Annotated in this window: 16 protein-coding genes and 1 pseudogene; 6 read left to right on the plus strand and 11 right to left on the minus strand. The window is 43.3% G+C overall.

The annotated features are described in order from the left end of the window. Nucleotides 1–16: 16 nt before the first annotated feature. Nucleotides 17–844: an NAD(P)H-hydrate dehydratase gene (locus tag M301_RS09170; RefSeq protein WP_049769966.1), complete on the minus strand. Its 828-nt coding sequence runs from the start codon at nt 842–844 to the stop codon at nt 17–19. Nucleotides 845–1,115: 271 nt separating this feature from the next. Between M301_RS09170 and M301_RS09175 the strand changes: the two genes are divergently transcribed. Beyond that, nucleotides 1,116–1,535, plus strand: a complete 420-nt coding sequence (locus M301_RS09175; RefSeq protein WP_013148494.1) for a bacteriohemerythrin — start codon at nt 1,116–1,118, stop codon at nt 1,533–1,535. Here the strand turns inward: M301_RS09175 and M301_RS09180 are convergent. Further along, a pseudogene (locus M301_RS09180) lies at nt 1,536–2,759 on the minus strand (single-stranded-DNA-specific exonuclease RecJ); the annotation flags it as partial. It abuts the gene before it with no gap. A gap of 370 nt (nt 2,760–3,129) precedes the next feature. On the opposite strand from M301_RS09180, the gene M301_RS09185 reads away from it, so the two are divergent. After that, nucleotides 3,130–4,905 carry a single-stranded-DNA-specific exonuclease RecJ gene (locus M301_RS09185; RefSeq protein ID WP_013148496.1) on the plus strand — a complete coding sequence of 592 codons (1,776 nt, stop codon included), beginning with the start codon at nt 3,130–3,132 and terminating at the stop codon, nt 4,903–4,905. A gap of 227 nt (nt 4,906–5,132) precedes the next feature. Next, the gene (locus M301_RS14815; protein WP_202943933.1) at nt 5,133–5,225 is read left to right on the plus strand and encodes a zinc-binding dehydrogenase; all 93 of its coding nucleotides are present in this window, start codon (nt 5,133–5,135) and stop codon (nt 5,223–5,225) included. On the opposite strand, the gene M301_RS09190 is transcribed toward M301_RS14815, so the two are convergent. The 7 genes from M301_RS09190 to pal form a co-directional block, all read right to left on the minus strand. Further along, nucleotides 5,222–5,896, minus strand: a complete 675-nt coding sequence (locus M301_RS09190; protein WP_013148497.1) for a glutathione S-transferase family protein — start codon at nt 5,894–5,896, stop codon at nt 5,222–5,224. The two genes, M301_RS14815 and M301_RS09190, sit on opposite strands and share 4 nt — an antisense overlap. 8 nt (nt 5,897–5,904) lie before the next feature. Then, a complete protein-coding gene (locus M301_RS09195) occupies nt 5,905–6,336 on the minus strand; it encodes an organic hydroperoxide resistance protein (RefSeq protein WP_013148498.1) in 432 nt (143 codons plus the stop codon). Nucleotides 6,337–6,370: 34 nt separating this feature from the next. Next, nucleotides 6,371–7,282 carry a dienelactone hydrolase family protein gene (locus tag M301_RS09200; RefSeq protein WP_013148499.1) on the minus strand — a complete coding sequence of 304 codons (912 nt, stop codon included), beginning with the start codon at nt 7,280–7,282 and terminating at the stop codon, nt 6,371–6,373. A 53-nt stretch (nt 7,283–7,335) separates the two neighbouring features. Next, nucleotides 7,336–7,704: a MarR family winged helix-turn-helix transcriptional regulator gene (locus M301_RS09205; protein WP_274377044.1), complete on the minus strand. Its 369-nt coding sequence runs from the start codon at nt 7,702–7,704 to the stop codon at nt 7,336–7,338. Nucleotides 7,705–8,206: 502 nt separating this feature from the next. Then, nucleotides 8,207–8,701: a MarR family winged helix-turn-helix transcriptional regulator gene (locus M301_RS09210; RefSeq protein WP_013148501.1), complete on the minus strand. Its 495-nt coding sequence runs from the start codon at nt 8,699–8,701 to the stop codon at nt 8,207–8,209. Nucleotides 8,702–8,758: 57 nt separating this feature from the next. Continuing rightward, nucleotides 8,759–10,060: a chloride channel protein gene (locus tag M301_RS09215; RefSeq protein ID WP_238524629.1), complete on the minus strand. Its 1,302-nt coding sequence runs from the start codon at nt 10,058–10,060 to the stop codon at nt 8,759–8,761. 75 nt (nt 10,061–10,135) lie between these two features. Then, the gene (gene pal, locus M301_RS09220) at nt 10,136–10,678 is read right to left on the minus strand and encodes a peptidoglycan-associated lipoprotein Pal (RefSeq protein WP_013148503.1); all 543 of its coding nucleotides are present in this window, start codon (nt 10,676–10,678) and stop codon (nt 10,136–10,138) included. Between the two features lie 312 nt (nt 10,679–10,990). Between pal and M301_RS09225 the strand changes: the two genes are divergently transcribed. Beyond that, entirely contained in the window at nt 10,991–12,427 is a 1,437-nt protein-coding gene (locus tag M301_RS09225) for an IS1182 family transposase (RefSeq protein ID WP_013148504.1), read from the plus strand. 187 nt (nt 12,428–12,614) lie between these two features. Here the strand turns inward: M301_RS09225 and M301_RS09230 are convergent, their stop codons facing one another. Further along, nucleotides 12,615–13,034 (minus strand): helix-turn-helix domain-containing protein, encoded by a 420-nt coding sequence (locus M301_RS09230; protein ID WP_013148505.1) that lies wholly within the window; start codon nt 13,032–13,034, stop codon nt 12,615–12,617. Between the two features lie 129 nt (nt 13,035–13,163). On the opposite strand from M301_RS09230, the gene M301_RS09235 reads away from it, so the two are divergent. Together M301_RS09235 and M301_RS09240 are read left to right on the plus strand one after the other, a co-directional pair. After that, entirely contained in the window at nt 13,164–13,967 is an 804-nt protein-coding gene (locus M301_RS09235; protein ID WP_013148506.1) for a sulfite exporter TauE/SafE family protein, read from the plus strand. Nucleotides 13,968–14,264: 297 nt separating this feature from the next. Next, nucleotides 14,265–14,498 (plus strand): hypothetical protein, encoded by a 234-nt coding sequence (locus M301_RS09240; protein WP_013148507.1) that lies wholly within the window; start codon nt 14,265–14,267, stop codon nt 14,496–14,498. Between the two features lie 150 nt (nt 14,499–14,648). On the opposite strand, the gene M301_RS09245 is transcribed toward M301_RS09240, so the two are convergent. Further along, complete coding sequence (locus tag M301_RS09245; RefSeq protein WP_041360024.1) at nt 14,649–15,920, minus strand: IS110 family RNA-guided transposase; 1,272 nt, start codon at nt 15,918–15,920, stop codon at nt 14,649–14,651. Nucleotides 15,921–16,106: the final 186 nt, after the last annotated feature.

Raw genomic sequence — 16,106 nt, forward strand, 5'->3', positions numbered from 1 at the left:
ACGACAATAGGTTTAACTAGGTAGTATATGAACTTAGCTGATTAATGATATTGCGCGCCTCAATCGCCACCTCTGATGCAGAAAGCCCTGCAGGGCCCATACCTTTTGCAACCAGAGCATCAGCTGCCGCACCGTGTACAAAAACACCAAGTTTAGCGGCGTCTAGACCGCTTAAACCCTGCGCTAAAAGACTACCAATAATGCCACTAAGTACATCACCGGTACCTCCACTAGCCAGGCCAACATTACCTGTAGTATTAATAAAATAATTGCCATCATCGTGCGCAACCAAGGTTTTGGCGCCTTTAAGCACACAAGTGACATGCAAGTTATGAGCTAAGGTAAGTGCGCTTTCAGTTCGGTTTTGCTGAATGTCTTCAGTAGTGATTTTTAGCAATCTAGCGGCCTCTCCTGCGTGAGGTGTAATGACGGTGTCAGCGCAACGATTTTTGCAAATTGCAGTTAAGTGTGGGTGCTTGGCAATTAAATTAAGTGCATCTGCATCTATCAACATCTTTAAATCTTGACTCAACCAGAATTCCAGCAACTCAATTGCTGCTTGCGATTGACCAAGACCGGGGCCAATCACAACACAGTCCAATTGCGCTAAATTGGTTAAGTCAGTAGGTTTACGAAACATGATTTCTGGGTGCAATATATCCACACTAGGCGTGTTGTTTGATAAACAAGCTGCATACACACGCCCCGCACCGCTCAATAAGGCAGCTCTTGCTGACAAAAGCACAGCGCCGACCATGCCAGTGTCACCACCAACAATCGCCAGACTGCCAAATGTGCCTTTATGCGCATCAGCATGACGTGCTGGCAAAGCGCTTACAAGCATACTTTGTATTAACAAATGCGGGTTAGATTGTATTGTTTTGATAATATGAATTCCTACAGTTTACGATAAATCCATAACTCTACTTGGTGGCCAAAAGTAAAACTAACTAACTTATTGAGCTTTCATTAGCAGTAAGCTTGTAAATGCGTAAGCTATTATAGTCATAAACTTAGCCATAAAATTTACTCAATCTGTATTGAAGATATTTTATACGACTACAAGTACCTAAGACAAAACTAGAGCCGTATAACTTAAGAGGCAGGAGTATTTTATGATGAATGTACTTTATATTGTTTGGAAACCAGATGATGATATAGGAGTTCCCATTATTGATGAACAACATCACGCGATTGTTGCCACCATTAACTCACTCTACTATTTCATCCAAGAGGGCTGGGGGCTTTCTGCACTTGCGCCGACTCTTAATATTATTAAAAGTTACTCTAGCTTTCACTTTAAAACTGAAGAAGGAATATTGGCCAAAGCTGGATATCCAGAGCTACATAAGCACATTATGGCTCAAAAGCAATTCATAAAAGATGTAGATGCTGCCGCCCAAGAAGCTATCGATTATAAAGATCCTTTTATACTGCTTAAGTTTTTAAAAAATTGGTGGGTCTCTCATTTGAAGAAAGAGCATCTCGAATATGCCGTTAATCTTGATAAGTTAAAAGAAAAAAGCGACGATTAATTAGTCTCGCACTACTACATAACGCAAATTCAACTGCACTTTTTGTGTACCGTTATAACTATTGGTTTGCAACTGATAGGCGGCTTGAATCTCGTCTGGTAAAAACTCGGCGTGATTAAAGTAAATCGCATCGATGACGCTTGCATCTTTTTTCAGGCTAAGTTTAAGGTGTTTTTCTCCCAATAAGCGCTGATTCAGCACTTCAAATTCATCATAAAACAACGGTGGAGCAAACCCCTGTCCCCACACTTGGTTTTCCAGCGCTTGTGCGGTTGCGAAGGTCATTTCGCTTTTACTCAAATTACCATCCACCTCTAGCACTGATTCCAAATCGGCTTCAGTAATCAAGCTTTTCACTACAGCTTCAAAGCTTTGGTTGAACAATTCAAAATCAGCCTGTTTAATAGTGAGGCCTGCCGCCATGGCATGGCCGCCAAACTTTAAAATTAAATCCGGTTGATGTTTGCTGAGCAAATCAAGCGCATCGCGTAAATGCAAACTAGCAATAGATCGACCCGACCCTTTAAGCAAGCCATCGCCAGCATTAGCGAAGGCAATCACAGGGCGATGATAGCGCTCTTTAATGCGCGATGCCAAAATACCAATGACACCTTGGTGCCAATCTTCCTGATAAATGCTGATGGCAAATTGATTATCGATATTAATCTCTTCCAACGATAGGCTTGCGCCATCTTGCATGTCAGCTTCTATGCTACGGCGATGCACGTTTAAATCTTGCAATCGCTGTGCAATAGTTGTGGCTTCAAGTTCAGATTCAGCGAGTAAACATTGTATGCCCAAGGTCATATCATCCAGCCTGCCAGCGGCGTTCAAGCGAGGGCCTACATAAAAACCTAAATCTTGTGCATTGGTACTTTGCGGCTGACGGCCTGCAACTCTTAATAAAGCCAATATACCTTGCGAACAAGCGCCCGCCCGGATTCTGCGTAAACCTTGCTCCACTAGAATGCGATTATTGTCATCAAGCTTCACCAAATCTGCCACTGTACCCAATGCAACTAAATCGAGCAATTCCGTTAAATTTGGCTCTGGCTTTTCTGCAAAAAGACCACGCTCTCGCATTTCAGCACGTAAACCGAGTAAGCAATAAAACATGACGCCTACGCCGGCCAGATTCTTGCTGGGAAAACTACAACCATGTTGATTAGGGTTAATAATACAAGCGGCCTTTGGTGTGACTTGTCCTGGCAAATGGTGATTGCTCTGTGGAAGAAAAATGTAAATAAAATCCTTTGTTTAATTAATTGATTGCCTTCATACCCATATATTTAAATGGTCACATAAATAAACACCACATAAATTTATCATAAAATATCGCCATATTTACTTGTTTTGTAAACATCTCAGCAATTCTTCAGATTTATTTACAAATTCATAAATATCAATACCTATATATTACTCTATGGAATTACCTATCTTAATATAGAATTGGATACTTAATTTTATAGTAAAGATTAAGCATCAAAATCTCGATTTCATGATGCCGATAATTATCCAAAATATAAAAGAGCACAACAGTTTCTATTAAAACGTTATAACCAATATCTCCTCAAAAAGTACTCTGAGTACAAAAATGCTAAAGCCACCAAAACCTATATTTAAATTTCGTGAAAGTGATGATGCCGTTATTGCCACATTGATTGAAAGTGGATCACCAGATTGGCTGGCTAAAATTCTGTCCTCAAGATTAGATAAGCCTATGGGGTTTAATTCACTCTATTCTAACGACCTTACCGATGTTGAGGATCCATCTGCTATCCCTGACATGGATATCGCAGTCAGTAGAATTGTACGAGCAATTAACGATGAAGAGAAAATCACCCTCGTATGTGATCATGATATGGATGGTACTGGATCAGCTGCTGTTTTATGGTCTGCGCTCATTGATTTTTTCAAAGTCAAAGACACTTTAGTTAACGTAGTCACTAGCCATCGTTTAACAGAGGGTTATGGAATTACAGAACCAGTTGCTCAAAGAATTATTGATTTAAAGCCTGGCTTAGTAATATCCGCAGATAAAGGTAGCAGTGATGAGCCAAGAATTAAAAAAATAGCCGAAGCTGGAATTGATGTAATTGTTACTGACCACCATGAAATTGGTGCTAATGGCCCCCCTAAGTCAGCCATTGCCGTTGTTAACCCAATTAGGGTTGATTCGAGCTACGACAAGCATGTATGTGGCGCTGGGGTGGCTTTTTTAACAATGGCAAAAGTTCGAACAGCATTGATTCAAGCTGGAGTTAGAAACCATATTCCAAGCATAGCACCCCTTTTGGATTATGTCGCAGTTGCAACTATTGCAGACTGCGTATCAATGAAACCAAGCAAAGCTTCAACAAATAGAACATTTGTGAAACGTGGTTTGCAATTAATAAATAGTAAATCACGGCCTTGCTGGGAAGTCTTTAGTTCTGATTTGCAAGGGCCAGTCGATGCCGAAACTATAGGCTTTAGACTCGCTCCTGCAGTAGCGGCCGCAGGGAGATTAGATTGGGCTGAGATTGGATTTAAATTTTTAATATCCAAGACTACGCAAGATGCTCAAAAATATTGGATAGAGTTGCAGCATGAAAATGCCTTACGAAAAGATATTGAAAAAAAATTAAGGGAGAAAGCTATTCCTGAGGCATGTAAAAAGCTAGGGCAATCCATTGTTTTATTTTTTGAAGATGGTCACAGTGGGGTGCATGGGATTACTGCAAGTAGATTAGTTGAAGCTTTTGGAAAACCTGCAGCAATATTTTCTCCGAAGGGGGCAGGTGTGAAAAACTCGACCTCTAGAGATGAAGTTAAGTTAGCATCTGGTTCGTTTCGAGGTATACCAGGATTTAATGTGAAAGAAGCACTCTCCTATGTTGGTGATAAGTATCCTGAACTATTGCTAAGTCATGGCGGCCATGTGGGGGCTGGGGGAGGCTCAATTTTAATTGATTCATTTGATGATTTTGTAATTGCTTATGAAGAAGCAGTTCAAGCTCAAATTGGTGATAAAGAATTAAAGCCTACGATTTGGGTTGATGGAGAGTTGCCACTAGGAGTCAATGATTTTGATGTGTTAAGTGAGCTGGATAAATTAGAGCCTTGGGGTCGAGATTTCCCCTATCCAACTTTTAAGGGTAAGTTTGAAGTTAGAAGCATTAAGAAACTTGGAGATGGTAGCCATTTAAAATTGTCGCTGTATGATGGCTTGAATTCTAAAGATGCGATTTGGTTCAATGCAGTTCAAAGTGGTGATGAAGTGCTGTTTACTATTGGGAGTAATTTGAGTTTTGTTTATAGTTTAAAAAGTAATTGGTATCGCAATAACAGAAAGATACAACTTCAAATAATTTCTCAAATTAATGATTAAATGTTTAATATGAATGGTCTGCTTTGTGGCAACCAAATTTGTAGTTCAACAGGCAGAAAAGGGCCCTAAGCGGGCATTAGCAGATTATCTGAATTTACAACTAATTAAATATTTTAGTATAACCACGCGGGTATACCCTGTTTGAAATCAGCACTCATCCTGAACGCATAGCAAGCGCCAAAGCGTTCATTGTACAAGGTTTGGCTGAAGGCAAGCTGTAACCGCTGGTGGTCAAAACCTTTCCACTGGCGCAGATTGTCGAAGCACACCGCTATATGGAATCCAATCAGCAGACCGGCAAGATTGTGCTGACTGTTTAGCCGCTATTGCCGTCTGCATAGGCGGCTTTGAAACTTTCACGGGCTTGCCATCTGCGCCAAAAATAATCGAGGTACTCAAAACGCTCATCGAGCGGCGTTTGATTGGTCGGAAATTTGGAAAATGCAATGGCCGTGCACAAGGTAATGTCAGCAAAAGTTGGCTCCTTGCCGCCTAGCAGCCATTCGCGACCATCGGCCAGATGCTGATTAACCAGGCTGGCATGCGCCAATGCTTCTTTGCGGCAATGTTCGCCCCATTGCGGGTTGCTGGTAAGTTCTATCTTCAGCCCCAGCCCTTGATGCATCACATGGAACATGGTGACGATACGGTACAGGATATGCACAAAAATACGGTTATCCCACATGTCATCCTGGCCCTGCTCCAAAGGCGTTTCACCCATTATTTTGCGACCCGGAAACAAATGATCCAGATATCTGGCAATCCCGCTGGATTCTGATAAGAATGTACCGTCACCTAGTGCCAGGGTCGGCGTTTCGCCCCATGGATTCATTTTCAGGTGCGGCCATTTACGCTGTTCACCGCCTGGCGCCATATCATAAATGACTTCTTCGATGTGTTGGTTAATGCCCTTCTCGTGGATGAACAAACGCAGGCGCTGCGGGTTGGGAAATGCCGAGGGCGAGGTATACAGACGTAGTTTAGTATTCATGTTGAGAATCATCCTAAGATAAGTGTAACGTCAATATTGCCGCGGGTAGCATTGGAATATGGACAGACTTCGTGCGCTTCATGGATCAGGGCTTCGGCTTTAGCGCGGTCCATGCCAGGTACGCTGATGCTCAGGGCAACATCAACATTAAAACCTTTGGCCCCATTCGTGCGCGTTCCGAAATCCACACTGGCATTGATAGATGTATCAGCAGGCAAGACAACTTTTTGCGTGCCTGCGACAAACTTTAAGGCACCTATGAAGCATGAGGCATAACCCGCAGCGAATAGCTGCTCTGGATTAGTGCCATTACCGTTGCCGCCCATTTCCTTGGGTGGATTAAGTTTGACATCGAGCTTACCGTCATCAGATTTCACAATGCCGTCGCGACCCCCGCTGGCCATCGCGTGGGCGGTATAAATAATTTTTTCCAGAGCCATGATTAAGTCCTTAGATTGATAAGTAGAAAGAAAGTTAAACGCCGTGGTTTTTCAACCAATCTTGTGTCAGCTTCCAAGCGTATTGCGCTGCGGTTTTGTTATAAGTTGGGCGATAGTCTGCATTGAAGCCATGATTCACATTGGGGAATACCACGATTTCTGAACCGCTGCCTGACTTTTCCAGCCCAGCCTGCATTTGTTCAATGATCTCAGGTTTTATAAACGCATCTATGCTTGCATAAAGTCCCAGCACAGGCACTTTCAATGTCTGCGCAATATCAATAGGATCATTAGCCTTTATCTCGGATTTCATGCCGTTGAGCAGGCCATAATAAGCAACTGCCGCTTTAACCGATGGATTATGCACGGCGTATAACCACACAGCACGGCCACCCCAGCAATAACCTACGGTGCCCAGTTTAGCTAGGTCGCCCTTGCCGGTGGATTTCACATAAGCCACAGTTGCATCAAGGTCGGCAAGCACCTGCGCATCGGGAACCTTGCTGACAACTTTGCTTAATATTTCTCCTACATCCGTCATTTGTGACACATCGCCCTGGCGCGCAAACAGCTCGGGGGCAATCGCCATGTAGCCCAGTTTGGCGAAGCGCCTGCACATATCCTTGATATGCTCATGTACGCCAAAGATTTCTTGGATTACCAAAATGACCGGGAAATCTTTGCCAGCGCTGGGCATGGCACGGTAGGCGGGGATGTGACCATCCGTAACCGGCACACTAACCTCTCCCGCCACTAAGCCATGCGTATCTGTATTAATGGCTTGGGCCAGTACCGGCTTGGAGGCAATGGCAAAGCCCACGGCCAGCGATGTCATCATAAAGGCGCGGCGCGACAATCCTCCAGAACTTACAGTGACCGATTCATCTGATTCCTGATCCGCCAGATTAAAATCGAGCGGTTGCAATCCATAAGTTTTTATATCCATAGCTAACCTCAGTAAAAATATTGTTAAATTAAGGGTTTAAATGTTTGCAGGGTTTAATGTTTTCCCAGCGAAATTCTGAGCTTGATCAACTGATGATGCAGTGCTCGCATTTCAGGCAATGAGCAGCCGGTATTGCAAGAAACCTGAATCGGGACTTGCAATGCTTGGTCACGCAGCTTTTTGCCTGCCGATGTCAGCGTCACAATCACTCGCCGTTCGTCATCGAGCGCTCTTTGCTTTGAGATAAAACCCACCTTTTCCAAGCGCTTTAGTAAAGGCGTCAATGTGCCAGAATCCAGAAATAGGCGTTGCCCCAGAGTATTCACGGTGAGTGCGTCCTGCTCCCAAAGCACAAGCAGTACTAGATATTGCGGGTAGGTCAGCTTGAACTGCGCTAGCAAAGGCTTGTAAACCTTGGTCATGCTGAGCGATGCCGAGTAGAGCGCAAAACATAGTTGCTGATCGAGACTTAGCAGTAAGTCATCCGGCAATCCGGCTAAAGGAGAGTTTGAAGTACATTTCATGACAGAATAATTGCACACAATTAAATATTACACAATCTATTTTATTCAATATTGTTCGACTTTTATGGAAAGTGTAGATTTGCATTCAAAACTGACGTTATTTAGCGATGGTCGGTGACAAAAATATTTTTTGGCAACTGAAATGTACGCATAGCATATACCAAGGCAAACAAGTGAAATAAGTACTCATCAGGCAGCTTTGGGTCGGGAGTGAAGATTTTCAGTGGCGGCTTTGAAGAAATGCGATTATCAAGCCCAAAAGCAGACCGCCATAAACTTCACTTAGGGCCCATAAGTGACCTTCATCTGTTACATTTAAAGTACTACTTTTAAGGCAAGTCCCAATCCACATAGTCTGACTGTCCTATAAGGGATGTTCCCTTTAGTTGGCATACGTTCTTTATGCTCCGCCAAGTGGCTCAAATGCACTGCTGTCATGCTTAAGCTCCATATTTGAAACTAGTTCAGTCAAATGACGATTCAATTCCAATAAAGATTCTGGACTAAGCCGCATTAGCGCATCAGGAAGAATGCCTCGGTAAGGTGGAGGTGCCTTAGCCATGACTTCACGCCCCAGGTCTGTCAACGATAGATTGACTAACCGCCGGTCCTCTACACTACGCGTACGTATAACATTCCCACCAGTTTCAAGCTTTTCAATAAGATTACTTGCGGTTGACTGATGCACGGACATAGCTTTGGCTAATCCAGTTACTGTCAAATTATCATTTTCTGCAATTTCAGCCATTGCCCATAACGAGGCACCACCAATACCTGCAATTTTTTCAATTTCATGGAAGTGACGGGTAGCAGATTTGAAGATAATACGAAATAACTTGAGCGTTTCCAAAGCGGACTCAGGAGACTTTATATTAATGTTACTTAAGGGCATCATAATAATTTCACTTTTAGAAGTATCAGTGTGTTCAAACTATTCTCGATTGTAGCAATATCACTCCATATTAGTTTGTGGTTTTTGATTGTCATTTGTGATGCTTGAAATTTGCTTGTCAGCAAGGGTCGAGTATAAAGGTGTGCTGAATATTCTTGAAATAATGGCCGCGATTAGCGAGATTGCCATTAGGCTAATCACCATTTCATGCCCATCTATCATTTCCATGACGATAATAAATGAAGTGAGAGGTGCTTGCGTTACCGCTGCCAAAAACCCAGCCATACAAAGTACACTTATCGCAGTAGCTGCATGATAATGCCCAAACAATGGCAACATATCATTGCCGATCCCAGCACCAATAGAAAGTGATGGCGCAAATATTCCACCAGGCACTCCGCTTAGATACGTGAATATAGTGGCAAGATATTTTATAGGTGCATATTGCCATGTTGATGTATTAGTTCCATTAAGAATGTTTTGCGTAAAAATGTAACCTGAACCATGGGCCGCACCATCACTTATAGCACCCAACAAAGCAACTAGCACACCACAGAAACCCGCCCACCAAAGTGGATGAAGCGCGCGAAATACCCCGAGCTTGCCGTTCATTCTAGTGGATGACTCGATGAGTGTCCTGCTGAATATACCACCCAATACACCGCAGACCAAACCGCAAACGATAATAGGTGCGATGATATCTTTGTCAATTTTCCCTACAGTGATATGCCCAAAATAGGTGTAGTTACCTTCTAAGGACATTGATACCAAACCGGACAATACGATCGCGGTAATGATTACCCCATTGGTTTTTTGTTCAAAATGACGTCCAAGTTCCTCAATTGCGAAAACAATACCTGCAAGCGGGGTGTTAAAGGCAGCCGAAATTCCTGCAGCGCCACCAGCCAGAATAAGGTGCTTTGGGTGTACTGAAAATCCAGAAGGAAGAAAGCGTCTAAAAGCATGCATGACACTAGCTGCAACCTGAACAGAGGGTCCTTCTCTGCCAGATGAGAAACCTGCTGCCAGTGCACCAACACCAAGAAAGATCTTTCCAAATGCCAATTTAAGTCCTATCAGTTTAGGATGCTCGCTTCTACTACCTTTATCCTGCAAAGCGGCTATGGTTTGTGGAATGCCACTACCACCTGCGCCTAAAAACCAGCGATTGGTTATCCAGACAATCAGCATTCCTCCAGCTGGGGTCACTACTAGCGGTAACCACCAGCTGGTTTTTTGCAATGAGAAAAAGAAGCTAGTAGCATATTCCGCGGCCTTTGCGAACATCACAACTATAAACCCAGCCGTCATCGCGGCGACCCAAACAACAAGTCGCTCTCGCCAAGAATCAAGGTCTGTCAATTTAACAGACCTTATAGTTAACAGAATCTCTTGTATTGATTGCATCGTTATCAGCTATAAACTATTACATAAAAATTATTCGCCTGAATAAACAATGTCAGCCCTACGATTTTCGGCCCAAGAGGTTTCATCTTCGCCGGTTGCCTTAGGCTTTTCCTCACCATAACTGATGGTTTCAATTTGTTTGTCCGGCACGCCTAATAAATTTGCGAGGCTCTTGACCGCAACTGCACGTTTTTGACCTAATGCGAGATTGTATTCACGACTGCCTCTATCATCGGCATTGCCTTCAATGCGGATACTTTTTTCAGGATGGCTCAGTAGGTATTTAGCATGCGCTTCAAGTAATGTTCTGTATTCTGGCTTAACTACATACTTATCGAAATCAAAGTAAACACTACGTTTAGAGAGGATGTTATTAGGATCCGTTAAGGGATTAACTTCTATCTTATTCTCAGGAGCAGATGATGTAACTGCTGGTGGAGGACTTTCAGGTTCGGCTTGCTTTGGACTTGCTACTGGCATCTTCGCTACATTACTTGGGGCTTCCTTTACATGCGAACCAGCACACGCGGAGATCATGCCAGCAAGTAACAAAGGCACTAATATTTTCTTCATTTTTAATTTCCTTTAGTTTAAATAGTGATAATTATATAAAACATTTGTACAAATTACATTGTAACAAATGTAATTTGTGTGTGATTAGCGTTTTTATTAAAAGTTTCTTGGAATTGGATTATTTGGGAAATGAGCATTAGCTTCGTTAACTCTTACGATCAAATGGCAGTATGAAGTCTAATGCTTCAAGTATCCGATCTTGGTATGTTTATGGCATACGTTCCTAGTTAGCGAACTTCCGCAATGGGTCCAGGCTGTGTAAAAACGCGCCATTTGATATAATTATGCAACGGCATTTGTTGGAGCATATAGATGAAGCGATTCATTCAAAGTGAAGACCGAACCCAAGGTATGTTGCTACCGGAACAGCTGGACGATTATGTGACTGAAGATAATCCGGTTCGTGTAGTGGATGTCTTTGTCGAGCAACTTGACCTCAGCCAATTAGGGTTTGAAGGTGTTGATCCAAGTGTCACTGGACGACCCGCTTACCATCCCTCAGTACTTCTTAAGCTTTATATCTACGGCTACCTCAACCGCATCCAATCCAGTCGACGCCTAGAGCGTGAAACGCAACGCAACCTAGAGCTGATCTGGCTCACAGGTCGCCTGATGCCAGACTTCAAGACCATCGCAAATTTCCGCAAAGACAATGGCGCAGCCATTCGTAAAGTATGTAGTCAATTCGTTTTGCTGTGTCGTCAACTCAATCTATTCTCAGAAGCCATGGTGGCTATCGACGGTAGTAAATTCAAAGCCGTTAACAACCGTGACCGCAACTATACAGCGAACAAAATCAAAAGACGCAGACAGCAAGTTGAAACCAGCATAGAACGTTATTTATCTGCGCTTGAAACTGCGGACAGAGCACAACCGGATATTGTCGAAGCCAAGACTGCCCGACTTAAAGATAAGATTGCGATGCTCAAACAACAGATGATGCAACTGAATGCTATTGAGGCCCAGTTGCAAGAAACGCCCGACAAGCAAATTTCTTTGACTGATCCCGATGCAAGGTCCATGGCCACCAGTGGTCGCGGTAGCGGCATGGTGGGCTACAACGTGCAGACTGCAGTCGATACCAAGAATCACCTCATCGTTGCACACGAGGTTACCAATGTGGGTCATGACAGAAGTCAGTTAGCCAATATGGCAGCACAAGCAACGCAAGCGATGGAATGCAATCATTTAAATGTGGTCGCTGATCGCGGCTACTTCAGTGGCGAGCAGATTCTTGAATGTGAACAGGCTGGTGCGACCCCATTCGTACCCAAGCCAATGACTTCTGGTGCCAAAGCAGAAGGGAGATTTGGCAAGGAAGATTTCATCTTTATTGTTAAGGACAATGAATACCAATGTCCCGCCGGACAACGTCTCCCATTTCGTATGGCAACGATGGAGCATGGTCTAAATCTGCATCGCTATTGGAGTTCACAATGTCAACACTGCGCAATGAAACCTCAGTGTACGCCGAGTAAAGAAAGGCGAATCACCCGCTGGGAGCATGAAGGCGTCATTGATGCCATGCACACACGCCTAGAGCTTCAGCCTGAAATGATGCGTATCCGACGTCAAACCGTTGAACATCCCTTTGGCACCTTAAAGTCATGGATGGGTTACACCCATTTCTTAACCAAGACGCTACCGCGGGTTAGTACAGAAATGAGCTTACACATCCTAGCTTACAACATGAAAAGAGTCATAAAACTAATGGGAACCTTGGCGCTAATGGAAGCAATGGTGGCCTAGGGGTCATTTACCTTTGCTTTTGTTAAAGTGTTTGCGTTTCAATCTGGATAAAACAAAAACATATCAACGAAGTTTTAGCGTAAATCAAAATTTACGCCGAGTAAATTTCGTATATATCACTATTTTTTTGCGTTTTTACACAGCCTGGGTCGGGTGTGACTATTTTCAGGGTCAGCAATTTTACTTGTTATTTAAGACCTTTCTTCAATTTACTAGGCTGCCTAACCCGATTTTGACCAGCAATACTAAGCAGCCGAAGAAACTTTGGACATTCAAAATGGTTAGGAGCTTTGCATACGGCAGCATGTAGCAGCCCATCACGCATAGCAGTCATCTCCTTAATTTTTTGGTCTAGGTCATTGGCTTTTTCTGTAAGTAGCATTCGGTTAATGACAGGCCCGTCTGGAGTAAACATCTCATAAATTTCCTCCAGTGAAAATCCAGCATTACGTCCCAATGATATTAATGCCAGCCGTTCTAAAACATTTGCGTGGAATAATCTGCGCAAGCCATTCCGACCATAGGATTTGATTAGACCTTTTTCTTCATAATATCTTAAGGTTGAAGCCGGCAACCCTGATGCTTTTGCAACTTCACCAATATCCATATTTCCCCAATTTCAAATAAAGCTTGACCTCAAGTTGACTTGAACTTTTATCCTACTCTTAATGCATTAATCAATCCAACATTTTTACAGTTCAGTTGGTTTGATATTTGAATAGTTTAAGGAGTTTGTATGCTAAATATTGAATGGATTATTTTATATATTGCTTTAGGATCTTTTGTAGGATTTATGTCAGGTTTGCTAGGAGTTGGCGGGGGTGGGCTACTTGTTCCTCTGTTCGCATCAATCTTTATATACCAAGGATTTAGTGCAGATAGCGTTGTTCACTTGGCGTTAGGAACGTCTTTAGCTTGCATGATTATTTCATCTGCATCAAGCCTTCGAGCACACGCTTATCGAGGTGCAGTTATGTGGGATGTTGTTAAGGGTATGACACCTGGAATTATATTAGGCGCCTTTATTGCTACTCAGATCGCTAGTCATGTTAACTCCTCATATATCGCAATATTTTTTGCGTTATTCATGGCACTCGTAGCATTGCAAACATTTATTAAATGGCAACCCAAACCCAGTCATAAACCAAGAACCTTGCTTGGATTAATTATGTCTGGTTTAGGAATCGGCGCTATATCTGCATTGGCTGCTGTGGGTGGTGGTTTCCTAACAGTTGTGTATCTGGGCTATAAGAATGTGGATATTAAAAGGTCTATTGGCACTTCTGCCGCGATCGGATTTCCGATAGCCATCACGGGGACTATTGGTTATATGATTAATGGCTGGGCAGCAACTATGGATGAACCCTATACTTTTGGATTTATTTATATCCCAGCATTTTTGGCAATATCTATTTCTAGTGCTATTTCAGCTCCTTATGGAGCTCGCCGTTCCCATAATATGCCTGAAGCTAACTTGAAGAAAATATTTGCAATCATCTGTATGGTTTTAAGCATTAAGATGTTAGTTTCATTCTGGTAATCATATTTTTAAAATGCTGGGTGGCAGCATTGGGTCGGCAGTGATGATTATCAATGTCGGCTTTGAAGAAGTGTGATTATGAAGCCCAGTAGTAGACGGTCGTAAAAGTCACTCAGGGCCGGACTTTGCACTTAGAGAAATTGGCGATTAGCGGCCCATAACAGACGCCCGCAATTGGTGTTAGATTGCACGAATGATAATGTTGTGTAAAATGAATTCTCATTTAGTTAGCAAAATAAATAACCAAAAATAGCCTAACAATTCTAGAATGCGATTTAAACTAATTCAGGAGAATCCATGAAGTCGAACCCAAGAGAGCATTTGGAATTTGTCAGAAACATAGAAATATCAAATGAGATTTATGACGCTTATTCTTATGAGAATATCGTTGGAAAACTGGTCTTTGTCCAGACGACCGATAGCTATCATTACCATGATTACACAGTGACACCGAACTATTCCCAAGATTTGGCCTCTGCAAATTTGGAAATTAGTGAGGAAAAAGTGGCAGACTATTACCTATCAAAGTAAAAAAGCCTTCTTTCAGTTGCTTGAGTGGTCACGCTCCAAAGGTATTTTGAATGCCTAGCGACTCACTCACAGATGCCCGTTGGGAGATCACGATCAAAGTTGACCATCTCTGATCAATTGTTCTTCCGCTTCGCGCCCTGAGTCACTCCGTCAAGTTATTTTTGCATTTTCCGACAGGTTTGTTAGTAAGGGTGAACCTCTGCGTCGTAGCGAGTTTAAATAAATAGACTCGTCATAAGGTATTCTTGATTCCCAGCAACGATAGAGGATTCTAATCCACTTAAATGCCAAGGCTCGAACTGCAACACGGTGAGAACAGCCTTTGTTACGCTGCTGCTGATAGTAAGCGCCAGCCCAGAACGATCTAGGAATGGTAGAACCTGCCCATTCCACAAAGGTCTGTCTTAAAAATGTTGGACAGGCGATACGCCAATGTACCCAGCACTTGTTACCGCTGCGCTCGACCACTGGCGCGACACCAGAATATCGCTGGATCTGCGCTGCATTGGTATATCGATCACGCTCCTCACCAAAGGCAACCAATAGTCTAGGCGCCATGATATGTCCCGCACCAGGTAAAGCGGCAAACAAATCATAATCTGGCAGGCTTTTAGCAATCTGATCGATTTCAGTATCGAAATGGTCGATGGCTAGTAATAGAGCGCGTAATTGTTCAACCATCGCTTGTACGACCATCTGATAGGGCCGAATCACGGCTTCGTCATCTGTCAACGCAGTTGCAGATCGAATCCCCTGAATACGTCTTTCAATGAGATAAGCACGGCGTACATTGTGCTGGTGGAAGAATGATTCGAGCGTGGATTGTCTTGCCTGTTTAACCTGCTTGAGGGTTGGCCAGCGGCTCAGAAAGTCACAGAATATCAAGGTATCTTTATGCTCGAACCAGTCCAATGCTTGCGGGTAGTATTGCTTAAGTGCGTTGGTTAAACGATTGGTGATGCTTATCACGTCATTCACTAAAGTACGTCGTTCTTCGACGAGTCTGGACAAGATGCGCATAGGCGAACTTTGCAACTGGATAGGATCCAGCTTGTCTGGGTGACGCAGCAATATCTCCAGTGCCATTTCAGCATCCGTTGGGTCGTCTTTGGCATGGCTGGGGACGAAGGCTTCTCGGTATTTGGCAAGTGTAGACGGGTGTACTGGAAATATCTCCAGAAACGGACACCGCTGCAGCGCATAAACCAAGGGGCCTTTGGATAACTCAAGGCAGATCGCAATTGGTCCATCAAAGCGATCATGCAAGGCCTTTGCCCATAAGGCAATGGCTTCAGGCGTATGGTCAAAGGTTCCGAATTCCCGTTGTTCTGCACCAGCAGCTAGTAAACAGAAATCATGCTTCTTGTCGGCCCAATCAATGCCAATAAAAGCAGTAAAAGAATGTGTAGATTGCGTCTTCATAATCATCTCCACTAGTGGTAGATTATCAATATGGACATGCATGCTGGGTTTTGCGAAGCCAATATAGCGAGCCGGTTGTGCGGCGAGCCCTGAGTATTCGTTAATAAACCCAAGCGCACCTGCGGACTCGAAGCCAAAGCGGAAAACATCGAGTGTTAGGGTCGAATATTCGTAATCCGCAGGTGC

This window comes from Methylotenera versatilis 301, from assembly GCF_000093025.1.
Classification (GTDB): Bacteria; Pseudomonadota; Gammaproteobacteria; order Burkholderiales; family Methylophilaceae; genus Methylotenera; species Methylotenera versatilis.